Source organism: Thermomicrobium sp. (assembly GCF_053493975.1).
In genome coordinates this window covers 22,776-46,170 of sequence record NZ_JBRBZA010000030.1, presented here as the reverse complement: position 1 = coordinate 46,170, position 23,395 = coordinate 22,776, and the positions used below count along the sequence as shown (strand labels likewise).

The window sequence follows — 23,395 nt, the reverse complement described above, 5'->3', positions numbered from 1 at the left end:
GCGGGCCGTCCGGGTCGGAGGAAGACGCCGCGTAAGGTTGCGCACGGCACCTCCGCGCCCCCGGCCGGTCCGGGGGCGGCCGGTCAGGGAGCACCAGACCGGACGGAAAGGGGGTGAACCGATGCGCACGCTGATCCGCTACACGATTCTCAATCAGGATGGCCAGCCGGTGATCCGCGCAGTGCGGGTGGTCTATCCGACGACGGCGCGGGTGGCGCCTGTTCCCCAGGAGATCGGCCAGCAGAGGGAGACCGGTCAGTCGGGCGAGCACGCGCGGCGGATCGAGGCTGCTGAAGAGCGCCGCCCGAACGGTGCCTGATTGCCCAAGCCCGATCGATCGTCATCGCCGACCCCCGCGGGAGCGAGACCCGGCGGGGGTCGCTCGTTTTGGCGGGTAGCCGACGTCGGCCCAGTCTCATCCGGACAAGTGGAGAGCCAGTCCGCACGCTCCTGCATGAGACAGGGGCAAGCGGGTTCCCGCGTGGCGCGTGGGAACCCGTGCTGGAACGAGTGCCCGAGCAGCCTCGCCCGGGCGGTCGGGCCGGTCGCGCGGCGTTCTCTGCTAAAGGCCAGTTCGATCCAGAGACGGACTGGTAGCCTGGGCGACCGGGGCATCGGCTGGCCAGCGCAGGTGGGGGATCACGAACCGCCCGTAGGCGCGAATGAATTCCTCCTGGTTACGCCCGACATTGTGCACGTAGATCTCGGTGAACCCGAGATCGATGAGGTGTTGGAGGTACTCGCCGTGGCGATCCAGGTCGGACGCGATGAGGACGCGGCCCTGGAAGTGTTCCGGTCGGACCAACCGCGCCATCGCTTGGAAGTCTTCGGGGTTGCGAATGTCCCCCTTGGGGAAGGCCATGCCGCCATTGGGCCATTCGCGGAGGGCGTTTTCGATCGCTTGCTCATCGGTCTCGGCCCAGGAGACGTGGACTTGGATCATGCGAGGCATGCGCTTGGGATCCTTGCCGGCAGCGCGCGCTCCTTCCTCGAAGCGACTCAGGAGGAGGCGAAGCTTCTCGTCATTGGCTCCGGGAGTCAAGAGACCGTCGCAGAGCTGACCGGTCTTTTTGGCCATGTAGGGTCCAGCGGTACCCACGATGATCGGTGGCGGGACGTCGGGTCTCGTGTAGAGCTTGGCGCTTTCGACTTTGAAATAGGTTCCCTCGTGCCGAACGACGTTGCCAGTGAACAATTTTTGGATGACCTCGATGGCCTCGATCAACATGCGAATCCGCTCGGCCGGTTCCGGCCAGTAGCGGCCGACGATGTGCTCGTTGAGCGCCTCGCCAGCTCCGAGCCCGAGCCAGAAGCGCCCCGGAAACATCGCCTCGAGCGTGGCCGCAGCCTGCGCGACGATCGCCGGGTGGTACCGGAAGCCGATCGGCGGCGTGACACCGGTACCGAAGCGGAGGCGCGTCGTCACGCCGAGCGCACCGAGCCAGGCCCAGACGAAGCCGCTCTGGCCTTGCTCGGGTGTCCAGGGGTGAAAGTGGTCGGCAGCGAGGACGCTATCGAAACCCTCCTGTTCAGCGAGTTGGCACCAGCGCAGGAGATCGGAAGGGTGGAACTGCTCGAAACTGGCTGAGTACCCGAGGCGGCTCATCGAGTTCCCTCGCTTTCCGTTTCGCATCTACGATCCCAGCGGCAAAAGTATGCTGCGCCTCGGTGTTGGAAGCGAGAGCGAGAGGAGGCCGGCCATGCCTGAGCGGAAACCGGTAACCAGACCAGAAACGGTCTGCGCGCAGGCGGGACTGCACCAGCTGGAGAGCCGGACGGTACCGCTCGCGCCACCGATCTGGCAGACGAGCGCGTTTGCCTATCCGGATATGGAGACGATGGAGGAAATCGTCCGCGGTGAAGAGCCGGGGTTCATCTATGCCCGCTATGGGCTGCCGAACCACCGGCAGCTCGAGCTGGCACTGGCGAGTCTGGAAGGGGCCGAAGACGCGGTCGTCACCGCGAACGGCATGAGTGCGATCGCGGCGACGCTCTTCGCGCTCACCGTGCCCGGCGAGCGAGTGGTCGCCGACACGCACGTCTATCGCGGGACGAGACTGCTCTTGGAGCGAGACGTGGCGCGCTTTGGGGTGATCGTCGACTTCGTCGATTGCGGTGACCTCGAGGCGGTGGCGGACGCGCTGGAGCGTCCGGCTCGACTGCTGTGGGTGGACACGCTGACCAACCCGACCCTCCGGGTGCGCGATCTTCCGGGACTCGCGGCGCTTGCCCGAGCCGCCGGGACGCTCATGGTCGTCGACAACACGTTCGCCACGCCGGTGCATTGCCGACCGCTGTCCTGGGGAGCGACGCTGGTCGTGCACTCCACGACCAAGTCGATCGGTGGGCATCACGATGCCAGTGGCGGCGTCGTTGCCGGACCAGCGGCCGTGGTCGAGACGATCCGAGGACAGGTGGTCCGCTTCGGTGGACGCGGTGGAGCGTTCGACAGCTGGTTGATCCAGCGGGGTCTGGTCACGCTACCCATGCGGGCAGCGCAGAGCAGTCGGAGCGCGCTCCTGCTGGCGGAACACCTGGCAGCGCATCCGGCGGTGCAGGCGGTGCTCTATCCAGGGCTGCCCGGTCATCCGGAACACTGGCTGGCTGAACGGCTGTTGCGCGACGGCTTTGGGGCCGTGGTCGCTTTCGAACTCGCTGGTGGAGAGCCGGCTGTGCGGCGATTCGTGCGCGCTCTCCGCTTGGTGCGCTTCGCTGAAACGCTGGGTGGAGCCGTAACGGCCATCGTGCACCCAGCGACCACCTCGCACCGCTCATTGCCCCTGCGCGAGCGGGAGCGACTGGGGATCAGCGATGGGCTCCTGCGGCTCTCGGTCGGTCTGGAACATCCGGAGGAACTCTGGGAGGACGTCGAACGGGCATTGGGGCACGTGTGACGTTTCACGTCTCCTCAGCGAGCCGGCGCGCCAGTTCTCGCCAATCCTCGAGCGCTGCTGCGCGGTCGCGCGGATCCTCGCGCTCCGCATAGCGAGCGACGAGGTAGCGCGCGGTCAGGTCCTGGAGCGGCTGGGCGAGGTCGTGTCGGATGCTGGTGACACGATGAGCGAGTTCCAGCGGGGTCTCGCTGTCGCGGCGAACGAAGCCGCGCGCTGCCAACAGAACGAGCGCGGCGCGATATGCGCTGCGGACATCGTAGGGCAGGCCGGAAACGCGGCGTGCCAGGCGCGGTGCCGACCCAGACCAGCGAAGAGCAGGGAGAAAGTCGCGGACACTTCCGAGCGAGACGCGTTCGCGAAACTCACTCCCGCTGGTGGCGATCGGCTGCGATCGGAAACGCCGGAAGGCTCGCGCGATGAGCACGAGCAAGCCGAGCGCGAGGAGCAGGCCGGTGAGTGCCGCGAACCCCCGCTCGAGCCAGACGGGCAGGGCGAGGTGCGCGAGAGTCTCCCGGGGACGGAGGAGATCGGGCAGCGCCGGAAGCGAGGGCGGTGGACCTGGTTCGTGCTGACCAGCGATGGCCTGGACTATCCAGACGAGAAGACGCAACGCGGTCCAGATGAGGACCGCGAGGAGAACCGCCAGCGTCACCAGGACAGCGACGATGAGCGTGAGGAGCCAGGTGACCGGGCGCGCGAGGTGCGGCCACAGGGTCGGACCAGCCACCAGACTGGCCAGTGCAGCCAGGCAGACGATGCCGAGGGTGAGGATCGCTGACCAGGTTATCCAGCGGACCGAGCTGATCGTCGCCGGGTAAGCGAGGCGCACGGCCTCCGCTTGCACCAAGACAGCGGTGAGGAGCCTGACGGCGAGGAGCAGGGGGACACCGAGTTCGAGGCGGTGCCAGACTGCTTGCGCGGCGGCACCGCCGCTCGCTGCTGCGAGAATCGTTGCGCCGCCGGCTAACAGGAGATCACGTGTGATCGCCCATCGCAAATAGGTCCCCTGAAACGGGTGGGGCTCGCTCGCCAGGACGAGCGCGCGCCACCAGGCCAGAGCGCTGAGGATCGCCAAGCTGACTGCCGGTGCATCGAGGTCGAGCAAGCCATCGAAAAAGCCGGGAATCGCGGTGACCGATCGTCCACGCGCAGCCCACCAACCGAGCGTCCAAAGCAACCAGCCTCCGGAAGCCAGAAACCTGCTCCAAGAGGGGTCTCGGGTTCGGGCCAACACCAGGCGAGCGAGCCCGTAGCTGACCAGGCCTGTCGCGGCGAGCGAAAGCCAGCCCGGTACCGTGAGCGGATCAGCACCGGAGAGGACGGCCAGCCAGGCGACCAGTGGTGCCACAGCCAGTGCCTCGGCGGCGAGCGCGCTCGCCACCAGTGCGATGGTGAGCGGATCAGGTCGCGGGAGCACGGTCTCCCTCCAACTCGAAGATCGCGAGTCCTCGCCGCGGGACGAGGCCGGCCGAGGTCCCTACGGCGATCAGCGCGATACCGTACCCTTGTTGTCGGAGAGCCAGCAGCGTCCGGCGCAGATTTTCCGTGACGAGCGCGGTGACCAGCACGATCGTGACGCCACCGGTGAGCAGTCGCGCTTCAGCGCTGAGAAGCTGCTCGATGCGATGACCGGTATGCGGGACGAGCATGGCCAGCGCCTCGAGCAGACGCCGGAGCTGGTGCGGATGACGCCCTGGCCGGATACGAATGAACCGTTCGCCACCGACGAGGGGCGCATTGACCCAGAGCCCGACTTGATAGCCCTGCTCGATGCCCCAGGAGGCCAAGGAGGCGGTGAGCGAAATCGCCCACTCGAGTTCTCCGGGACGGATTCCTTCCCAGAAGTGCTCGAAGGTATTCACGTCCAGAAAGAGTGCCAAAACGGGTGCAGCGGAGCGCTCCAGTAAGCGCGTCTGCAGTTCCCCCAGACGAGCAGTCGCACGCCAGTGGATCTGGCGCGGAGAATCGCCGGGCTGGTAGGGACGAGCACCCTGGATGCGGAGAGGATCCTCGAGTAACGGGTGCAAGGGAGTCGCGTCCCCGAGCGGATGCTCAGCTGGTAGACCGAACGACTCGAGTGGTCGGATCTCCGGGTAGACGAGGAGCGTCCCGCCAGGCTCGATCTCCAGACGAGCGCGAGCCAAGCCGAAAGGATCGCCGGTCGTGAGGCGGGTCGGACCGAGGCGATAGAAGCCGCGTCGCGTCGCGCGTGCTGGATAGCGTCGTTGGACGCGTTGCGCGATCCCGACCGAGAGAAGCGTCCGCAGCACCTTGCGCTCCGGCTTGGGCGAGCGCTCGAGCTGCTCACCTTCGATGGCGAGTGCGGCTGGCAATTCCTCGACGACCTCGACCCAGGGAAGGGGTAGCGGTTTGGCGTTCTCCAGGACGAGGCTGAGCGTGACTGCTTCCCCGGGGAAGACGTAATTCGGCTGAAGCTGACGCCAGTAACGGACCCGGTAGAAGCCGAAGCGCAGCCAGAGCAGCCCCAGAGCGAGAACGAGGGTCACGGCGAAGGTGACGAGAGCCAGAATCGGCCGCCCGAGCGCGATGGCTGCACCACCGAGAACGACCGAGGCGAGGATGCCAGCGGGAAGAAGATCTTCGCGTTCGACCGGTACGACGGTCGGTGCGTCTTCCACTGTCACGCCCCTTCGATGACTTCCTCCACCGGAACCGGAACCTCGTCGAGGATCGCTCGCACGACGGATTCGGACGTGAGGCCGTGGAGTTCGGCGCGTGCGGTCAAACGGATGCGATGCGCGAGCACTGGTACGGCGACAGCACGCACGTCGTCCGGAATGACGTAGGAACGACCAGCGAGGAGAGCAGCTGCCTGCGCGCTGCGGGCGAGCGCGAGTGTCGCGCGCGGACTCGCACCGAGCTGGACGTCCTCGCGCTGCCGTGTCTGCCGCACGAGCGCGACGAGATAGTCGAGAACGGCTTGGCCCAGGAAGATACGCTGTGTCTCGCCGATGGCGGCAGCGAGTTCCTCTGGATCGGTGACCGGCTCGAGTTCGACCAGCGGATCGCCGATCAGGAAGCGGCGGACCATCGCTGCCTCGTCGTTTGCCGTCGGGTAGCCGAGACTGAGGCGCATCAGGAAGCGGTCGAGCTGGGCTTCCGGGAGGGGGAAAGTCCCTTCGAGCTCGATCGGGTTCTGCGTGGCTAGCACCAGGAAAGGAATGGGAAGGGAGTAGGTCTCGCGTTCGACCGTCACCTGTCGCTCCTCCATCGCTTCGAGGAGTGCGGCTTGCGTGCGCGGTGTTCCCCGATTGATCTCGTCGGCGAGGACGACGTTGGCGAAGACCGGTCCCGGATGGAACGCGAAGCTGCCTCGGCCGGGTTCGTAGACCAGCGAACCGGTGACATCAGCTGGCAACAGATCAGGCGTGAATTGGATACGGCGGAAGCTTCCACCGATCGCGCGGCAGAAGGTCCGCGCAAGCTTGGTCTTGCCGATCCCGGGGACATCCTCGAGGAGGACATGGCCGCCGGCCAGGACTGCTGTCAACAGCAGTTCGATCACGTCGCGCTTCCCGACGATCACACGCTCGATCGCATCGCGGATACGCAGGAGCAGCGAGTGCAGGACTTCCACTCGTTCGGTAGGGAGCGGCTCAAACGGGGGTCTCATCGGGTTGGTCACGCTCGGCCTCCTCTTCGAGCAGTCGAGCAGCTTCTGCACGCACGCTGCGTGACGGGTCGCGTTCGCGAGCGTCGCGCAAGATCGGAGCGGCTCGGACGGGATCGATGGCAGCCAGCGCGCGCAGAGCGGCGCGTCGGACGGGAACAGCCCCCTGGTGGGCGACTTCGACGAGTGCGGGTAACGCTCGAGTATCGCCGATGGACCCGAGCGCGTTGATGGCAGCGACCAGGACGTCGATCTCGTGTAAACGCCTGCGGAGTACCTCGATCAGCGCGGGTACCGCCAGCCGCGTCCGCCGCTGACCCAAAACCCAGGCGCACATTTCGGCAATATCCGGGCGTGGATGCTGGAGTCCTTCGATCAGGGCCATGTCGTAGGACGAGTCCTCAGGCTGATTCGGCGTCGTCATCGCGACGATCCTACACTGTCATGCACTGCGCCCGCTCGTGGGGTCCAGCTGCTGGAACGGTGCCGACGAGGCGCGCGATCGCGCGGAGCCAGCTTCCTCGTTGAGCCACGTTCAGGGTGCCGCGAAACCGATAGTCGTGAGCGGCGATGAAGGCCGACACATCGTCGAGCAGGGCGGCGAGTTCCTCATACCAGGGCACTGCCTGGTCGCTCGCGGCAGCATGGCCCAGGCAGACTTCGAGTGAGCAATCAGCCAGCGGTGATTGCCAGAGCGCCCGCAGCCAGCTCCAGCGCCGGTCCTGCCCTGGTGGTTCGGCCAGGCAGTGAGGGCAGACCGCGGGTAGAGCAGCGGGCCGAGGGACGTACCACGGACGACGGCCCACGTCATGCTGGAGGAGTTCCAAGGGTGACCAAGCCGCGCGTTCGTGCTCGGCCCGCTCGTGCCACGCTTTCCAAGGGAAATCACTGAGTAGTCCAGCCAGTGCCATCGCATGGGGGCGACAGAGGAGGCCCGGTTGCCGGTACACGAGCGATGGGTCTTGTTGGACGAGTTGGGTGGTCGCCGACAGGAGCGTTTTCTCGGCCTGCCCGAGCCATTCGCAGACTGGGCAGGGGGCGAGCGGACGGAGCCAGTGTGCGAGCCCGTTGCGAGCGGGGCCTGATCGGAAGGCAAGGCGCAGAAGCCGCTCGAGCAGGATCGCGACGCCGAGATGGCTGTGAACGGCTGCTCCTGCCGGAACGAGCGCCCACGCGTGTTCCCAGCAGAATCCGCGTGCCGCCGCGAGCCGATCGGCCGTGGCTGGATCGTTCACTCGTTCCCAGAGAATCGCTTCGAGCGCTCGGCGCTCCTTGCCTTCCAGCAAGCGGCACAGAGGGCACCCTGGTTCCCCGAACGACTCGTGTAGGGTGGCGGCCAGGTATCGGTCGGCCGTGGGGCGAGACGAGCGAACGAGGAAACGGCCGATTCGGGAGATGGTGTGGTTGCGCGGCACTTCTGCCATGATGCCCTCCTAACGTCAAAAAGCCTCTGCTGACCGGACTGGTCGAGCAGAGGCTATCAGCCGCATCGGGCGCTTCGGTGGCCCACGCCACCTGGCGAGCCTCATCGCCGTGCAGCACCGAGTATATCAGCGGAGCGGTTGGCTGTTCCAGCGAAGGGAACCGGCGAGGCGAACGTCGACCGCGTGCCGAGCGGTCTTCGCCTCGCAGCGGGCGTAGACCGTCAGAGCAGCGGGGCGACGCGGTCGCGCGTGTACCGACGCAGCCAGGGCGCGAACCGATGCGAGAGAACCTTTTGGCGCCGCGAGACCGCATGATTGCTCGGTACGGCCGTCAGGCCTACCGCGAGCCGAGAAACGCGCGAGCGGACGCGCCGAGGAGAAGAACGGCGCGATCTCGGTGCTTCGGTGCAGTCCGCTCTTTCCGCGACTGTTCAGGTGCGTTCCTGACCCTGGTTCGAGGCTGGTAGGGCGTTCTCGATGAGGTGCGCGAGACCGAGGAAGCGGGCCGCGTTATCGCGAAGGATCTTCGGGCGGACCGAGTCCTTGATGGGGAGTTCAGCGAACTCGCGCAGCCAACGATGAGGAGTGAGCATGGGAAAGTCCGAGCCGAAGAAGACCTTATCCTGAACCAACGAGTTCGCGTAGCGAATGACGCTTTCCGGAATGTACTTGGGTGCCCAGCCGGAGAGGTCCATGAAGACGTTCGGCTTGTGACGGAGGATCGCGAGTTGCTCTTCGTGCCAGGGCCAAGCCGGATGAGCCATGATGATGCGGAGTTCCGGGAAACGTGCGGCGATATCGTCGATGTACGGGATGGGGCGGCCGTATTCGAGGCGGATGCCAGCTCCGCCAGGCTGCCCGGCTCCAGCCATAGTGGTGCCGCTGTGAAAGAGAACGGCCAGGCCGAGTCGGGCACAAGTTTCCCAGAGAGGAAAAAAGCGGGGATCGTTCGGAGCGAAGTCTTGGACCGCCGGATGAAACTTGATCCCTTTGAGGCCGAGCGCAGCGCAGCGTTCGACCTCGATGATCGCAGCCTTCCCCTTCCAGGGATCGACCGAGCCGAATCCGATGTAGACATCTGGGTATTTGGCGACCCACTGGGCGATCTCCTCGTTGGAGGCCTTGAGTCCGGTGCGGGTTTCGTCGTCGATGTCGAAGATGACGGCCATGCCATTGAGTTCGCGATACATGTCGGCCATAGCGTCAGGATGATCGCTGAATCCTTCCTGGTTGGCGGGAACGTAGCGGTCGCGTTCCCATACTTTGGCATGGTCACCGGTTCGCACGTGCACATGGATGTCGATGATGTCGATTCGTCGAGTCGTCACAGTATTGTCCCCCTTCGTCGTGCCCACGACTCCGCGCGCCTTCGGGCCATGCCTCTGGCACTGGCAGTTCCTCACCTGCTCAGTCAGCGGCAGTCCGAGACGCTCTCCGACACTGGACGGCGCTGACCCGCTCGCACGCTGTTCATCGCGGCCGAACCGAACAGCAGCGAGCCCCGTCACCGACCGGTCCCCGTCACTTTAGCATCAATGTGTGACGGACTCAAGGAAACCTGATCGGCCGTTGCGCGCGGCCGGCGTGCATGTAGACGGGTCGGCGCAGGGCGGCGGCTCCTCTTCCGTTGGGAGTGGCCACCACTGTTCCGGTAAATGAGTGGTCGACCAGATGCGCCCCATGCCAGCGCGGTGAGTGCAGTTTCGCGTGCTCACCCTATCACAGGACAGTTGACGGTCACTGTGTCGGCTGAGAAAATGTCTCTATACATCGACCCCCACCGCGAGGAGGTCCTGTCATGGATGCTCGCCAGGTCGAGCTGGTTCTGGCTCATCTCTGTCGAAAGGGACTCTTCGGCGACGTGCGCGCCTGGTGCGAATCGCGGTTCGACTGCGTCTACGTCGTCACGTGTCCGGATTGTGGCCACCGGTTCGTGTTGGACGAGACGGAGTTTCAGGAGCTGCTCGAACGGAGCAAGGCGCTCCAGGTGTGCGGTGTCTTGCCGACCGCGATCGACGTGCGTGTGTCTCAGCCGCGGCTCCCCTTCTCTGGCTGATCGGTAACTGATCCGGAGCCGTTCGTAGTCTGGCTGCGCGTCTCCAGTTTCCCCAGAGAGTGCAAATACAAGGCGACGACGGCATCGGCGATCGCCGATGCGAGTTCGGTGGGTTCTCCTTCCACGAGGACGATCTGCCGAGCGGATGTCCGACCCCGGTAGGCGGGGGCGTTCGCCGGGTGGCAAATGATGCCCGTGAATGTTGCCGGGTCGAGACGCTGGCGCATGGCGGCCAATGCTGGCTCGTCTGGCACGAGGTCGAGCAGGAAGGTTTTGAGATGGGGGCGAGTCAGTTGGCCGACCCAATAGGAGAGTTCTTCGCTGACTCCCAGTTCGACCAATGCGAGGTCGGCAGTCGCGAGCGTGCGGCCGAGCCATTCGACGAGATCGGCCCCGGTGCGCTGCTCGACCGTTTGGTACTGGACATCGGGCCAGGCAGTCGCGAGTTCGCGCAAGGCAGCCGCGCCGCGGCGGCGGAGCGCGGCTACCGTGAGGGGGTTGGCGCGCTCCTCGAGCAGCACGGCTTCCTGCTGATGCCGGGCCAATGAGCGTGCCAGTAAGCGGAAGACGAGTGCGGGCGGGTGTTCGTCTACCGCGACGATCGACCGGACGAAGATGACCCAACGTAAACGAGGAAGTGACACTGGTTACCCCCGGAAATCATCGGATGAGCCAGCGAGAACGACAGTGATGTCGGGATCAGCCTCGACTTCGAGCGTGTAGCGGCCTGCCTGGCGCCGGACCACGAGGTCGAGCGTGGTGCCCGCGAAGCGGATTCCTCCGATCTCGACCTCAGTGAGCCAGTCGGGAAATGCCGGACGAAGGGTGAGACGACGCTCGGCAGCTCGTGCTTCGGCACCGAGCATGATGCGGAGGAGGAAAGGCATCGTGCCGGCAGCCCAGGCTTGTGGACTGCAGCTGACCGGATAGGAGATCGGAACCATGCACTCTGCCTCGTCGCGGCCGAAACCACAGAAGAGTTCAGGAAGGCGGTAGTACGGGAAACTGACCGCCACTTCGAGCAGATCGCTCGTGAGGCGGAGTGCCTCGCGGTGATAACCATAACGGCGCAAACCCGCAACGATGAGTGCATTGTCGTGTGGCCAGATACTGCCGTTGTGGTAGCTCATCGGGTTGTAGTGGGGCATGGTGCTGGCCAGCGTGCGGATCCCCCAACCCGAGTAGAGATCGGAGCGGAACAGTCGTTCCACGATGCGTGCCGCACGCTCGGGACCGACGATCTCGCTCCAAAGGCAGTGACCAGGATTAGAGGAAATGGCGGGAACGAGTCGCCCTAGCCCATCGATCGCCTGGCCGTAGAACTGGTCGGGCTCGCTCCAGAAGCGTTGCTCGAAGCGTGCGCGCAACTGCTCGGCTTCGGCACGCAAGCGGGCGACCAGCACCTGGTGCGATGGTTTCCCGAAACGCTGCAGGACAGCGGCCAGTGCTCGCTTCGCTTGGTACACGTAGCCTTGGACTTCGACCGCCGCGATCGGTGGAACGGGCTCGCGCCCGTCGGGAAAGAGCAAGGAGTTGTGGCTGTCCTTCCAATTCTGGTGGACGAGGCCGCGCGGCGAGACTCTCCCGTAGTCGATGAAGCCGTCACCATTGTGATCCCCATGCTGATCGATCCAGCGGAGGGCGGCCTCGACAGCCGGGAAGAGTTCGTCAAAGAGCGCAGGTGTTCCCACCCAATCCATAACTTCACAGAAAGTGACGATGAAGAGCGGCGTTGCATCGACCGTGCCGTAGTACGGGCTGTGCGGCGTCTCACCGAGACGAACCATCTCACCGAAACGCAGCTCGTGGAGGATCTTGCCCGGCTCTTCTTCTGTCCAGGGATCATGCTTGCGGCCTTGGTAGCGAGCGAGAAAGCGCAGTGTCTCCAGTGCGAGTTCCGGGGCGAAGAGCATCATTTGGAGACTGACGATCAGGCTGTCGCGTCCGAAGGGGGCCACGAACCAGGGGATACCCGCAGCGACGAGACGCCCACCCGGGAATGGCGTCAGGAGCGCGCGGAGGTCGTCGAGGCTGCGCTGGAGCACCCGGTCGAACAGTTCGTGATCGGTGCGTGCACGAGCGAAGGAATAGGTGGGTGGCTCGACCGGCTCGGTCAAGCGTGACACGTCTGGGACGCGAACGGCGATCCGACGTTCCAGGAGCTGGCGGGGAGCGATGCGGAGCGCGAGTCGCTCCCGGCCATGACTCGGGAGCCTCAAACGGAAGAGAACGAAGACACGGGGTGGATGAATCAATCCGGGGGCACGGATCAGTTGATCGTGGCCCGGCAGCAGCATGCGTGGGAGTGCGAGTTCGCTCAGGTGCGTGGTGCCTGGCTCGGTCGTGACCGTGTCCGGCTGGCGACTGAACACGATTTCGGTCTCGAGGAGGACGTCGTCAGGTGCGCGGTAGGCGAGCCGGAGCGAGTGATCCTGCTGCTGTGGAAGCAAGATGCGCCCGCGCGGGCGCTCGCGAGGGAAGCCGCGCACTTCGAAGATATCGAGGAAGTCTGCTGCGAAGACGAGTGCTAGCTCGACAGTGAGCTCGAAAGCATTGTAGTTTTCCAGAACCAGTTCCTCGTCCAGTACTCCGTGCCGGACACTGCGGCAGCGCCGCACGCTGATGGTGTGAGCGAGGATGTCCCGACCCTGTTCGTCCCGGAAAACCGCATTGCCGAACTCGAAGATGGCGGTATTGGTCCGTTCGGCCGAAGAATCGAACAGTTCTGGCTCCTCACCGTTGAGAAGCAGCCAGAGTTCGCTGAGAAAACGCGTGTCACGCGCATAGACGCCAGCGCCCGGTAAGGTGCGACGCAAGTCACCGCGCTCGTCGCTGACGACGAACAGCTCACCGTCCTTGAGAATGCGTGCGTCGCGAGCCAGTCCCATGCGACCGTCCGTAGCCGGTTCCCTGTCTCACTGGGCCAAGTGTACAGATGGCGCAGCCGGAACCTAGATGAGTTCGCCGTACTCCTCCCACTCGTAGGGATCGATGCGGCGGAGCCACTCCGGTGTGCCGTAATCGGGGCAGCGTCGACGGCACTTTTCCGCATCCCAGCGCTTGACGGCGACGTAGGTCTCGACGAACGGTCGGCCGAGCAAGTCACAAAGCGTGCGATCGGCTTCCAAGGCATCGAGCGCTTCGTCGAGCGAGCGAGGGAGCGGTGGCAACCCCTCGAGCCAGCCGACATCTTTCTGAATCGGCGCCGGGGGACGAAGGCGACGCTGGATCCCGTCCCATCCAGCGGCCAGCGACGCGGCGAGGGCGATGTAGGGATTGGCCGCGGCTCCGCCGAGCCGGTTCTCGATGCGCGCTTTGGCTCCATGGGCGTCAGCCGGAATGCGGAAGGCAGCCGATCGGTTGTCGTAGCCCCAGCAGATGCTCGTGGGCGCGAAAAGACCGGGCTGATACCGCTTGTAGTCATTGGGTGTGGGGGAGAAGAACGCGATGAGAGCTCGTGCATGATGGAAAAGCCCACCGAGGAAATGCCAGGCCAGTTCGGAGAGGCCATAGTCCCCTTCGGGGTCGGCGAAAAGATTCTCGCCCGTGCGGCAATCGACGAGGCTATGGTGCAAGTGGGTGCCGGATGCTGCTTGGTCGATGAACGGTTTGGTCATGAATGGGGCCAAGTATCCGTGCTTGCGCGACACCTCCTTGACAGTGGTGCGGAAAGAGAAAGCCTGATCGGCCGCGGTAAGCCCGTCGGCTGGGCTGAAGGTGATCTCGAACTGGCCGGGTGCGTTTTCCACGCTCAGCGTCGACACGACGATTCCGTGTGCCGCGAGCGCCTCGAGGAGTTCATCGCGCCAGGCAGGGTCGAAGTTGTTGCGGACCGTCGAGCAGATCTGCTTGTCGCGGAAGACGGGCTCGCGTGTCGCGGCGACGAGCAAGTAGAACTCGTACTCGAAACCGCTGCGCGGCGTCCAGCCCTGCGAACGATAGAGGTCGACGATGCGCCGACAAACGACCCGAGGATCCTCCGGAGCAGGAGCATCATCGCGGTAGAGGTCACCGATCACGCGGGCTTCCCCTGGCGCGTGGGGAAGCACCACCAGCGTGTCGAGATCCGGCTTGAGGAGATAGTCAGGGGGCGGAAGGCGCTCCTCCAGCGGAATGTCCCATCCAGAGGCATCTTGGAGGAGCATCCCTCCATAAAAGTTGATGCCCTGCGCCCCGTAGAGGGGAAACTTGTCGAGCGGCACACTTTTTGAGCGGGCGATACCATGGGTATCGGCCATTTCGATGCGTACCCAACGCACACCAGCCGCTCGCAATAACCGTGTCACGGTCGCGATCTCCATAACCGCCTCCTACCATCCCATGACCTCGCCAGTATAGCTGGTTCTCGATCCGACTCGGCAAGAGAACAGGGGAATGGTGCTCTCGGGCTCGTCCCGCAGAGCGCTGCGAAGGCGCCAGAGGACCGAGTGGGCTCATCGCTCTTGCAGTGCGACGCTCCTCTGCTCGAGTCTCCGCGTCTCGTGCATTGACTGGACTTTCGGGGATACGGCGACGTGCGGTCGTGCTCCTTCGCGGGCAGAGGGTCACCAGCGCGAGCGGGATGGGGGAGGATCGCCGGCCACTCGCGCCGAAGAGAAGGGTCGTGGGCGCGAGTGAGGCGAGCACGAGAGCGACGGCGATCGGCAAAAGGTATCGGTCGATACTCGGAATGACGTTGCCCAACCAGTACCCGGCGCGCGTGAAGCCGACCGCCCAGAGCGCCGCCCAGAGCAGGTTGAAGGCGACGAACCGTTGGTACGGCATGCGGCCGATCCCCGCGACGATCGGTGTCCGAGTCCGGACGATGGGTACGAAGCGGGCCAGCGTGACTGCCTTTCCTCCATGAGGGAGGAAAGAGCGCTCAGTTGGTTCGAGAGAGCGCTGCTCGACGAGGCGCGAGTCCCGGTGCTGAAAAAGTGCCCGCCCGACCCGCAAACCGACGGCGTAGCCGGCTCGGTCGCCTGCGACAGCGGCAGCGAAGCAGGCGAGGACGAGCCAGCGGATATGGAGGTAACCCTGAGCAGCGAGCAGCCCAGCTGCGAAGAGGAGAGAGTCACTTGCCAGGAACAACCCGATGAGGAGACCGCTTTCGGTAAACACGACGGCTGCCACACCGAGGAGACCAATGGTGCGGATGAGACTGGCCAAATCGAGGTGAACCATCCTGCGCCCTTTCCCTTCGGCCGGATCGTAGCGGAGGCACCGAGGCTCGTGCTCGGCACTGGTCGTCGAGAAGGGTCGCGACGAAGGCGATGCACATTGCTCGGCAGGGGCCGCGCCAGCAGTAGCCTGCCCGTCTCCGAACCAGACAGAAGGTCTGGTCGCGCGGCGAGCTCGGACCTCACCCTGTGCGATCGCGTTCTCGGAGAGCAGCGTCGTTCTGCGGGCGGACAGACACGGTGCTGCGGCATCTCGTGCAGGCCTGGTTGGCGCGATCTCCTGCGGAATCCGGCGGGTGGAGAGGCGTATCATACGGGACGAGCGGTCGTACCGTAGCGGGAAGGGAGCGGAACGTGGAGATCGAGCGGAGACTCGCGGAACTCGGGATCGAGCTGCCACCGGTGCCGAAGCCAGCGGGCAATTACGTACACGCCGTACGGACCGGAAGCCTGCTCTTTCTAGCGGGCAAGGGGCCGTGGAATCCCGACGGGACAGTTCCGACCGGCAAGGTGGGTCGGGACGTGTCCGTCGAGGAGGCGTATCGCCATGCTCGCTCGGTCGGTCTCGTGCTCCTCGCTGTCCTCAAGCAGGAACTCGGCGATCTCGACCGAGTGAAGCGCATCGTGAAGGTGCTGGGGATGGTGAATGCCGATCCCGACTTCGGTCAGCATCCGGAAGTGATCAATGGGTGCTCGGACCTGTTCGTCGACGTGTTCGGTGAGCGCGGTCGGCATGCCCGCTCGGCGGTGGGGATGGGCTCACTGCCGAGAGGGATCACAGTGGAGATCGAAGCCATCGTCGAGGTCGAGTGAGGGCGCTCAGCTCGTCGCTTCGCGGGAGGCCGAGGACTCCTCCCTCGTACCGTCCTCGGCCTCCTCTTGCGAGACCTGCTCTTCGACCTCTTCGAGCGTGGCTGGCGCTTCCTGGCTCTCGGTACTGACGAGTTGGCGGACGAAGAGGAGTTCGCGCCGGCGCAGGTCCCACAGTCGTTCGAGTTCCAGATCGATTTCGGCGATGCGGCGGATGACCTGCTCGCGCTCGAAGAGCAGCTCCGGCAAGGTTTGCAGCAAACGGCGTCGTTCTTCAGCGAGTTCTTCGATCCGGGCCAGGACCGGAGAGGGGAGGCGGATGCGCTCGAGTTCGAGCCACAGCAGTTCGTCGTTGTCGAACATCGCTACGATCCGATCGAAAGGGAGTCGAGCAACGGTTGCAATCCGAGATCGCGCAGGCGCTCCGGCGGAATCGACCCCTCGGGCGTCCAGCCGCGTACACGGTAGTATGCCCTGATGAGTCTGTCCAGTTCGGCTGGATCGATACCCTCTGGTCCGAGCAGTCGCGGGGGAAGCGTGTCGTCGGAGCGGGTCCAGCCTTGGCGCAGGTTGAAGAGTTTTTTGAGCGTGACGATGCGCTCGCCGGTCCGCTGCAGTTCGTCCGCGTCATAGGAAAGGCCGGTCACGAGCCGGACGAGACTGGCCGCTTCGACGAAGAAATCTTCGAAGCAGTGTCGGAGGAACTTGCAGAGAGGCAGGGCATCGAGGACGGCCGAGCGATCCTCGCTCCGGGCGGTCGCTTGCGCGATCCGCTCGGCCAAAGCCGGGGCGTCTTCGGAGAAATCGATCTCGTAGGCAGACGTTCGGTTGTGACATGCGCCGCGCGGTGTGACCGCAAAACCGAGCGCCATGGCGCGCAACCGTTTGGGGTGGTAACCGGGAAGCTCGAGCCCTTTGACGTGCATCGCCCAGGTCTCACTGCCATGGCCGACGATCGTAGCAGCCCGCCGCGATCCTTCTGCCAGGAGATCGCCGAGCGGCTCGCGGCGCTCACCGATCGCTTCCAGCGTGCGCAAGAGGCTGGCACCATCGCCGAAACGAGGCCACTCGTCCGGTGAGCCCGGCAAGGGGACACCCCGCTCGACGCATTCCATCGCCCAAGCGATCGTGCCCCCAGCGCTGATGGCGTCCATCCCGTAGCGGTCGCAGAGTGCTGCCGCCCGCAGGACGACGTTCGGATCTTCGATACCGCAGAGCGAGCCGAGGGCGAACAGTGTCTCGTACTCGAGTCGCACCGTGGTCGCGGGCCCGTCGTCACTGGTTCGGAAATGATGCTCGCAGCCGACCGTACACGCTGCGCATGCCTGCCGATCGGTCCGGTGTTGGGCAGCGAGTCTCTCTCCGGAGAGCGCCTCAGCCGCGGGGAAGGATCCAGCTTGGAAGTTGCGGGTGGGGAGAACACCGAGCCGACTGAAAAAGGCGAGATTGGCCACCGTACCGAGTTCGCGATACTTGGCGGTCTCAGGGCCGAGACTGCGATTGGCCAACTGGCGCGCCGCTCGATGGACTCCGGCTGGATCAGCGACCGCTGGGAATTTGCCGGTCCCGCGCACGCCGATCGCCTTGATCCGTTTGGCTCCGAGAACGGCTCCTGGCCCGGTACGACCAGCCAGGCGCCCGTCGTTGACGACTGCCGCATAGCGGACGAGTCGCTCACCAGCACGGCCGATCGCGGCCACTCTAATGTCGCGGCCGAGCTCGCTGCGCAGGCTGGCTGCTGTCTCCTCGGGGTCGCGTCCGAGCAGATGTTCGGCCGGAAGCAGGCGAACCTGATCGTCCTCGACGAAGAGGACCGACCAGCGCGGTGCGCGGCCCACGACGACCAGGGCATCGAAGCCGGTCCGGCGCAGGACGAGTGCCAGATAACTGGAGGTGAGGGAATCGCCGATGTAGCCGGTCTGCGGAGACGTCGTCGCGATCGCGAGCTTGCTCGATGTCGTGAGTCCGGTACCGATGAACGGGCCAGCCGCGAGAACGAAGGGATTTTCTGGTGCCAAGGGATCGACCCGCGGTGGCGCGAAGCGCAGGAGAAGCCAGCTGGCGAGCCCGGTACCACCGAGAACAGCTGCACTGACGGCTGGCGGGATGGGAAACGGTTCAGCCGTGCCAGTCGAGACATCGACGAGGAGTGCACGACCGTGGATCGCCTGCATCGTTCAGCCTCCGGCCTGGGCAGCGACGAGGAGGATCTCCCTGGCTGATTCCAATGCCGTCGCGGGGTCGCGCGTGAAGCGACCATCGACGACGAAGACGTAGCCGCGGTTGAGCCAACCGGTCGCGGGATCGATGACAGGGCCAGCGAGTCGAGGACACGCGGCGACGAGTGCGCGGGCGATTTCGGCCAATGTGGTGCCCGCGACTTCCAACGTGCGCTGACCGGCGATGACTGCCGGAAGGCCGTACAGCTCGACCCGATGGCAAGTGGTTTCGCGCGTCATCGTGGAGACGTCGCTCCGATCCTCGTGGCCGCCCACGGGTGGAAGTATGGACCCTCGATCGACCGGTCGCAAGGAGACCGAGTTCTCGGCTGCTGTGGCGAGCGAGTGCGGTCCAGCTATCGGGGAAGCTGATCACGATCGTCCTCTGGTGTCTCCGACCGAGCCGTTTGGCTAGGAGGAACAGTTCACTGGTCAACTACGTCCGGCTGGTGGAGAATGCGGGTAGGGAGTCGGCGCATGAGTGTGGCGACAGGGCGGCGCTGGGTCGATGGAGAGGCCTTCCTCGCTGTGCTCATCTGGGGAGCATCGTTCCCGATCGTCAAACACGGTGTCGATTCGTTCGGTCCGCTCGCTTTCGCAGTCGTTCGGCTGATCGTCGCGATCGCGTGTCTTCTCTTGTGGTTGCGCTGGCGTGGTGAGTCATTGCGGATCGAGCGAGCCGATTGGCCGCGTCTCGCGGTAGCGGGTTTTGGGGCGATGGGGCTCTTCCAGATCGTGTTCCTCGTGGGCATGCGTCATACGACAGCGACGCACAGCGCGCTTTTTCTGAACACGAGCCCGCTCTGGGCGCTCCCGATCTCCTGGCTCGTCGAGCGGCAACGACCTCGCCTCGGGGGGATCGTCGGAGCGGTTCTGGGATTCGCGGGTGTGGTGGCGATGATCGGTCGTCCCGAGGGGGAAGCGCGCGCGACGTTGTGGGGAGATCTCTTGACGCTCGGCGCGGCACTCTGCTGGGTCGGGGTGACGTTGATCCCGCGGCCGCTGGTGCGGCGGTACGGGGCAGTGCCGATCACGGCGTGGATGCTCATTGCGAGCTTGGTCGTGGTGAGCCTCGTCGGGTTCCCGGAAACGATCGAGAGCCTGCGCGAAATACCTGGTTGGGGTGCCTGGGGGGCACTCCTCTATACGGGAATTCTGGCGATGGTGGGGGCGAACGTGTTCTGGCAACGAGCTGTTCAACGGCTCGGGGCTGCCACGACGCTGGTCTACTATTACCTGCAGCCAGGAATCGCGCTAGTACTCGGTGCAGTGTTCGTTGGAGAACGGGTCCGGGTGACGCAAGTCATCGGCATCATGGCAGTGTTCGTGGGTGTCCTGCTCGCCCAGCGGGCAGCGCTCCAGGAGGACGAGCCCCGAATCGCTGCGCCGGCGACCCGCCGTTCACCATGATCTGCGTCAGGGCGAGGGTCAGCACCGCAGGGACTCGCCACGGCTGCTGGAAAGCGAACGGGAAAACGCTCGCTGCGCAGATCCCCGGTGAGGGACCGCTGCAACCGGTGGAAAGCTCCTCGGAGGACGGGAGGACTGCTGTTGGCTCGTCGCGAAGAGTGCGTCAAGCTGGCGCGATGCGGATGAGGCGGTCATCGCCGGCACGTGGGTTCCCGCGGCCGTCACGGTTGCTGGTCAGGAGGTAGATCGCTCCGTCAGGCCCCTCGACGACGGTGCGGAGCCGGCCGAACTCTCCCTGATAGAGCGCCTCGAGCTGGATAGCAGATCGTCCGTCCGGCGCGAGGACGAGGCGCCAAAGCGCTTGACTGCGCAAGCCGGCGAAGAGCAAGTTTCCTTCCCACTGCGGAATGGATCCAGCACGCACGAACGTGGCTCCGCTCGGGGCCCAGGTGGTCTGGCCGCTCTGCGCGACCGGTGGGACGGCGTCGGGTAGCGGACGCCGGACGAGATCGGCGACGACGAAGGGCCAGCCATAGTTTTTCCCGGGTTCGATCAGATTGACCTCGTCATGCGCAGCGAGGCCGAGATCGCCGGTCGGCCCGTGCTCGGTCGCGTAGAGCCGGCCATCGCTTGTCCAGGCCAGGCCCTGCGGGTTGCGATGACCGTAAGACCAGACGGGAGACCCCGGGAAGGGATTGTCCGGTGGGATCGAGCCGTCCGGCTCGAGTCGCAGGATCTTCCCGGCCAGCGAGGCGAGGTCCTGCGCTGCTTCCGGGTCGCGGGCATCACCGGTCGTGACGTAGAGTTTGCCGTCTGGACCGAAAGCGATTCGCCCTCCGTCATGGATAGTGGCCCCAGGAATGCGATCGAGGATCACCTCGGGTTCGACCAACTGATCATCGACGAGTCGATAGCGGACGATCCGATTCCAAAGCTGGTCCGTCTGGTAGGTGTAGTAGAGGTAAACCCAACCCGTACGAGAGAAGTCGGGGTGGAACGCGAGCCCCAAGAGACCGCCTTCACCGACCGCGGCGACCGGTAACGTCAGCGCAGGCTGAGTGCGGAGCTGACCGTTCACGACGAGCCGAACTCGGCCCGGTCGCTCGGTCAACACGAGACGCCCATCGGGGGCGAAGGCCACTTCCCACGGCGCCTCGAGTCCAGTGACGAGCGTCTCGACCCGGAGCGCGACCGGTCCGGTGGGGGATGGTGCACCGGTCGGGCTCGGTGGTGGCGCAGTGACAGTCGTGGGAGACGGTGACGCGGGGCTGGGCGCGAGAACGGGCGACAGTGGGCGCGACGCTGGAGGAGAAGGAGTGGCAGTGGGTGGCCCGCTCTCCCATCGCTGGATACCTACGTTGCAGGCTGGCAGGAGCAGCGAGAAGAGGAGGAGGCTCCGTCGCGTCAGACGCCGCTTGCCGTACGGTGGTCGACCGGAGCGATGCATCGTCGTTCCCTCGCGTCAGACTGCACCGAGATAGCGTAGGGCGATCGCGGTGAGAAGTCGGACCCCGACGGCGAGCGCGTCTTCGTCCAGGTCGAAGCGCGGATGGTGCGGCGGGTAGACGATGCCGCGCTCCGGGTTCGCAACGCCCAGACTGATCATGCAGACCGGGACATGCTGGGCGACGAAGGCGAAGTCTTCCCCAGCCATGAGCGGTTCGCGATCGTAGACACGCTCGGAACCGAGAAGCTCCGTCGCCACTTGACGTGCCAGTGCTGTGAGCGTGGGATCGTTGTACATGGCTGGATACCCGCGGAGGTAAACGGTTTCCGCCTCCGCACGCATGGCGCGGGCGATGCCGCTGGCGAGTTCGGCGATGCGCTGCTCGAGATGATCGCGGACCGCAGGAGAATAGGTGCGGACCGTTCCCTCGAGAACAGCGTGATCAGGAATGATGTTGGTCGCGGTTCCGGCGTGGAATTTGCCGACCGTAACGACGGCAGACTCGAGAGGGTTCGTCTCCCGGCTGACGAGCGTCTGGAGTGCGACGACGATCTGCGCAGCGACCACGATCGGATCGACGGTGGTCTGTGGTTTGGCGGCATGACCGCCGACACCGCGCACCACGATGCGGAAAGTGTCGGCCGCTGCGGTCGCTGGTCCAGGTGACACGGCGACCTCACCCGCGCGGTGAGTGCTGTCGACGTGGAGTGCAAAGGCGGCATCGACTGGCGGATCTTCGAGGATCCCATCGGCGATCATCGCCGCTGCACCGCCGGGTCCTTCCTCGGCAGGCTGGAACATCAGCTTGACCGTGCCAGCGAAGCGATCGCGCAGGCTATTCAGGAGCTCGGCGACACCGAGCAGGATGGTGGTGTGTGCATCGTGACCGCAGGCGTGCATCACTCCGGGGCGAGTCGATCGATACGGTACCTCGTTCTGTTCGTCGATGGGGAGGGCATCCATGTCGGCGCGCAAAAGGACGGTTCTTCCAGGGCCACGCTCACCGCGGATGATGGCCAGCACCCCGTGCCCTCCGGTGGTGGGTCCTGGTTGGATACCAGCTGCCCGGAGAGCTTCGGCTGACATGAAGAGCGGTCGGCCGTCACCACCCAGTCCAGTCCGGTGCTCGATGCCGAGTTCGCGGAGGTGACCAGCGACGAGGCGTGCCGTGTTGGTTTCCTGCAACGAGAGCTCGGGGTGCATGTGGAGATAGCGGCGCGTCTCGCGCAACCAGGCATCGAGTTCCGGAGTCACTCGGATCAGCTCGTCCCAGGTCATCGCCGTCTCCTTCCGATCGTTCGCCTGCCTGATCGTACCACTCGCGAGCGTGCTCGCCGCTATGCCAGGGGTGGTCGCCGTGCCGAGTGCTCCGGGTGAGCGCTGACGGGAGCGTATCAGCAGGGTGATCGGGAGAACGCTCGCTCTCTGACCCAGTCGGTTTCTCTTCGCGGTGCGGGATGAGCGTCTGGCCGAAGACGGAACGCCACCGTCTACCCGCGTGCGACCCGGTCGCCAGTGAGGTCGGCCGCACGACCCTGACTCGAGCGGCAACCAGTCACCTCGATCGCTCGCTGGTTACTGGCGTCGGAGAATGCCGGTGGGTCGTGCTCGCTCCTCGGTCTGCCGGTGCATGCGGAGCGGGTGCCGATGCGCGGGAGCAGGCGCCTCGCTCGTCCGTGGACACGCTCGTCTGCGCTGATGCGAGGCGCTCGCGCGGTGTTGGGCGGAGTGGCGGACGCCGCTGTGCAACGACGGACGAAGAGCAGGTGCGTCGAAACGCGGCCCGCGAGCAGCATCGTCATCGATCCGAGGGCGAGACGCCACGAAGCGCTGGTGCGGAGCCGCGCGGCACATCGTTCGTCTCCCTCATCGGAACGCTGGGCGATCGAGCGAGATCCGGCTGGGGCGAGCACCTTGCCGGTCGTGCCCGGCGACTCTTGTAGCGATCCGGTCGGCGATATCATGACTCGGTCGTGCGGGTGGCCTCCTGGTCGGACGGATCTCCTGGCGACGCGTCCGGACGATGAGTCAGGGAAGGCCGTCGAGCAGGCGAGGTCGCTCGTTGCGCGCCGAAAGCCTGACAATTTTCGTCGATCGCATGGTGCGTTGCGACGCCAAGCTGGCGGTCGGTGGAGCGGCGCGTGGTACGCTGAGATCGGGGTGATCGGACTCGTCTGCTCGATGCTTTCGATCCTGTACGGCGGCCGCATGATCACCGCAGTGCCGGTGCGCCTGTCGTCGCTCTCGTGGGGCGTGGTGTCGATCCTGGCGGAGATCGTCGGACGGGTGGTCCGCGACGATCCGCTCGCCAGGTACTGGCTGGGTGCAGGGAGGCTGTGGTTGCT

At 65.3% G+C, this 23,395-nt stretch carries 20 protein-coding genes, 1 pseudogene and 1 riboswitch; of the genes and pseudogenes, 5 read left to right on the top strand and 16 right to left on the bottom strand.

The window, feature by feature from the left end; genetic code table 11:
• The first annotated feature begins 121 nt into the window (after nt 1-121).
• Nucleotides 122-319 carry a hypothetical protein gene (locus ACWIVK_RS05675; protein ID WP_448575606.1) on the top strand — a complete coding sequence of 66 codons (198 nt, stop codon included), beginning with the start codon at nt 122-124 and terminating at the stop codon, nt 317-319.
• Nucleotides 320-562: 243 nt separating this feature from the next.
• On the opposite strand, the gene ACWIVK_RS05670 is transcribed toward ACWIVK_RS05675, so the two are convergent.
• The gene (locus ACWIVK_RS05670; protein ID WP_448575605.1) at nt 563-1,606 is read right to left on the bottom strand and encodes a TIGR03557 family F420-dependent LLM class oxidoreductase; all 1,044 of its coding nucleotides are present in this window, start codon (nt 1,604-1,606) and stop codon (nt 563-565) included.
• 94 nt (nt 1,607-1,700) lie between these two features.
• On the opposite strand from ACWIVK_RS05670, the gene ACWIVK_RS05665 reads away from it, so the two are divergent.
• Nucleotides 1,701-2,894, top strand: coding sequence for a trans-sulfuration enzyme family protein (locus ACWIVK_RS05665; protein WP_448575604.1), 1,194 nt, complete (start codon nt 1,701-1,703; stop codon nt 2,892-2,894).
• A gap of 4 nt (nt 2,895-2,898) precedes the next feature.
• Here the strand turns inward: ACWIVK_RS05665 and ACWIVK_RS05660 are convergent, their stop codons facing one another.
• From ACWIVK_RS05660 to ACWIVK_RS05635, 6 genes are all read right to left on the bottom strand, one after another.
• Nucleotides 2,899-4,311, bottom strand: a complete 1,413-nt coding sequence (locus ACWIVK_RS05660) for a DUF4129 domain-containing protein (RefSeq protein ID WP_448575603.1) — start codon at nt 4,309-4,311, stop codon at nt 2,899-2,901.
• The gene (locus tag ACWIVK_RS05655; protein WP_448575602.1) at nt 4,295-5,533 is read right to left on the bottom strand and encodes a DUF58 domain-containing protein; all 1,239 of its coding nucleotides are present in this window, start codon (nt 5,531-5,533) and stop codon (nt 4,295-4,297) included. The genes ACWIVK_RS05660 and ACWIVK_RS05655 overlap by 17 nt, the downstream gene beginning before the upstream one ends.
• 2 nt (nt 5,534-5,535) lie before the next feature.
• Complete coding sequence (locus ACWIVK_RS05650; RefSeq protein ID WP_448575601.1) at nt 5,536-6,540, bottom strand: AAA family ATPase; 1,005 nt, start codon at nt 6,538-6,540, stop codon at nt 5,536-5,538.
• The gene (locus ACWIVK_RS05645) at nt 6,512-6,949 is read right to left on the bottom strand and encodes a HEAT repeat domain-containing protein (protein ID WP_448575600.1); all 438 of its coding nucleotides are present in this window, start codon (nt 6,947-6,949) and stop codon (nt 6,512-6,514) included. Before ACWIVK_RS05645 ends, ACWIVK_RS05650 begins: the two co-directional genes overlap by 29 nt.
• A gap of 10 nt (nt 6,950-6,959) precedes the next feature.
• Nucleotides 6,960-7,949 carry a hypothetical protein gene (locus ACWIVK_RS05640; RefSeq protein ID WP_448575599.1) on the bottom strand — a complete coding sequence of 330 codons (990 nt, stop codon included), beginning with the start codon at nt 7,947-7,949 and terminating at the stop codon, nt 6,960-6,962.
• Nucleotides 7,950-7,989: 40 nt separating this feature from the next.
• A riboswitch (Fluoride riboswitch) is annotated at nt 7,990-8,067 on the bottom strand.
• Between the two features lie 313 nt (nt 8,068-8,380).
• Complete coding sequence (locus ACWIVK_RS05635; RefSeq protein WP_448575598.1) at nt 8,381-9,277, bottom strand: amidohydrolase family protein; 897 nt, start codon at nt 9,275-9,277, stop codon at nt 8,381-8,383.
• 470 nt (nt 9,278-9,747) lie between these two features.
• Here ACWIVK_RS05635 and ACWIVK_RS05630 point away from each other — a divergent pair, with 470 nt between their 5' ends.
• Nucleotides 9,748-10,005, top strand: a complete 258-nt coding sequence (locus tag ACWIVK_RS05630; protein ID WP_448575597.1) for a hypothetical protein — start codon at nt 9,748-9,750, stop codon at nt 10,003-10,005.
• Here ACWIVK_RS05630 and ACWIVK_RS05625 read toward each other — a convergent pair.
• The 4 genes and pseudogenes from ACWIVK_RS05625 to ACWIVK_RS05610 form a co-directional block, all read right to left on the bottom strand.
• Nucleotides 9,978-10,649 carry a hypothetical protein gene (locus tag ACWIVK_RS05625; RefSeq protein ID WP_448575596.1) on the bottom strand — a complete coding sequence of 224 codons (672 nt, stop codon included), beginning with the start codon at nt 10,647-10,649 and terminating at the stop codon, nt 9,978-9,980. The two genes, ACWIVK_RS05630 and ACWIVK_RS05625, sit on opposite strands and share 28 nt — an antisense overlap.
• 3 nt (nt 10,650-10,652) lie before the next feature.
• Nucleotides 10,653-12,893 carry an amylo-alpha-1,6-glucosidase gene (locus ACWIVK_RS05620; RefSeq protein WP_448575595.1) on the bottom strand — a complete coding sequence of 747 codons (2,241 nt, stop codon included), beginning with the start codon at nt 12,891-12,893 and terminating at the stop codon, nt 10,653-10,655.
• Between the two features lie 63 nt (nt 12,894-12,956).
• Nucleotides 12,957-14,306: a glutamine synthetase family protein gene (locus tag ACWIVK_RS05615; protein ID WP_448575594.1), complete on the bottom strand. Its 1,350-nt coding sequence runs from the start codon at nt 14,304-14,306 to the stop codon at nt 12,957-12,959.
• Between the two features lie 445 nt (nt 14,307-14,751).
• Nucleotides 14,752-15,168, bottom strand: a pseudogene (locus ACWIVK_RS05610) (DedA family protein); the annotation flags it as partial.
• A gap of 350 nt (nt 15,169-15,518) precedes the next feature.
• On the opposite strand from ACWIVK_RS05610, the gene ACWIVK_RS05605 reads away from it, so the two are divergent.
• Nucleotides 15,519-15,977, top strand: a complete 459-nt coding sequence (locus tag ACWIVK_RS05605; protein WP_448575593.1) for a RidA family protein — start codon at nt 15,519-15,521, stop codon at nt 15,975-15,977.
• 6 nt (nt 15,978-15,983) lie between these two features.
• Here the strand turns inward: ACWIVK_RS05605 and ACWIVK_RS05600 are convergent, their stop codons facing one another.
• The 3 genes from ACWIVK_RS05600 to ACWIVK_RS05590 are packed head-to-tail and all read right to left on the bottom strand — an operon-like array spanning nt 15,984 to nt 18,433.
• Nucleotides 15,984-16,337 (bottom strand): hypothetical protein, encoded by a 354-nt coding sequence (locus ACWIVK_RS05600; RefSeq protein WP_448575592.1) that lies wholly within the window; start codon nt 16,335-16,337, stop codon nt 15,984-15,986.
• 2 nt (nt 16,338-16,339) lie between these two features.
• Nucleotides 16,340-18,148 (bottom strand): aldehyde ferredoxin oxidoreductase family protein, encoded by a 1,809-nt coding sequence (locus ACWIVK_RS05595; RefSeq protein WP_448575591.1) that lies wholly within the window; start codon nt 18,146-18,148, stop codon nt 16,340-16,342.
• Nucleotides 18,149-18,151: 3 nt separating this feature from the next.
• Nucleotides 18,152-18,433: a MoaD/ThiS family protein gene (locus ACWIVK_RS05590; RefSeq protein ID WP_448575590.1), complete on the bottom strand. Its 282-nt coding sequence runs from the start codon at nt 18,431-18,433 to the stop codon at nt 18,152-18,154.
• 237 nt (nt 18,434-18,670) lie between these two features.
• On the opposite strand from ACWIVK_RS05590, the gene ACWIVK_RS05585 reads away from it, so the two are divergent.
• Nucleotides 18,671-19,603 (top strand): DMT family transporter, encoded by a 933-nt coding sequence (locus tag ACWIVK_RS05585; RefSeq protein ID WP_448575589.1) that lies wholly within the window; start codon nt 18,671-18,673, stop codon nt 19,601-19,603.
• A gap of 163 nt (nt 19,604-19,766) precedes the next feature.
• Here ACWIVK_RS05585 and ACWIVK_RS05580 read toward each other — a convergent pair whose 3' ends face one another.
• Both ACWIVK_RS05580 and ACWIVK_RS05575 read right to left on the bottom strand, forming a co-directional pair.
• Nucleotides 19,767-21,050 carry a PQQ-dependent sugar dehydrogenase gene (locus ACWIVK_RS05580; protein ID WP_448575588.1) on the bottom strand — a complete coding sequence of 428 codons (1,284 nt, stop codon included), beginning with the start codon at nt 21,048-21,050 and terminating at the stop codon, nt 19,767-19,769.
• A 15-nt stretch (nt 21,051-21,065) separates the two neighbouring features.
• Nucleotides 21,066-22,328, bottom strand: a complete 1,263-nt coding sequence (locus tag ACWIVK_RS05575; protein WP_448575587.1) for a M20 metallopeptidase family protein — start codon at nt 22,326-22,328, stop codon at nt 21,066-21,068.
• Nucleotides 22,329-23,395 lie beyond the last annotated feature (1,067 nt).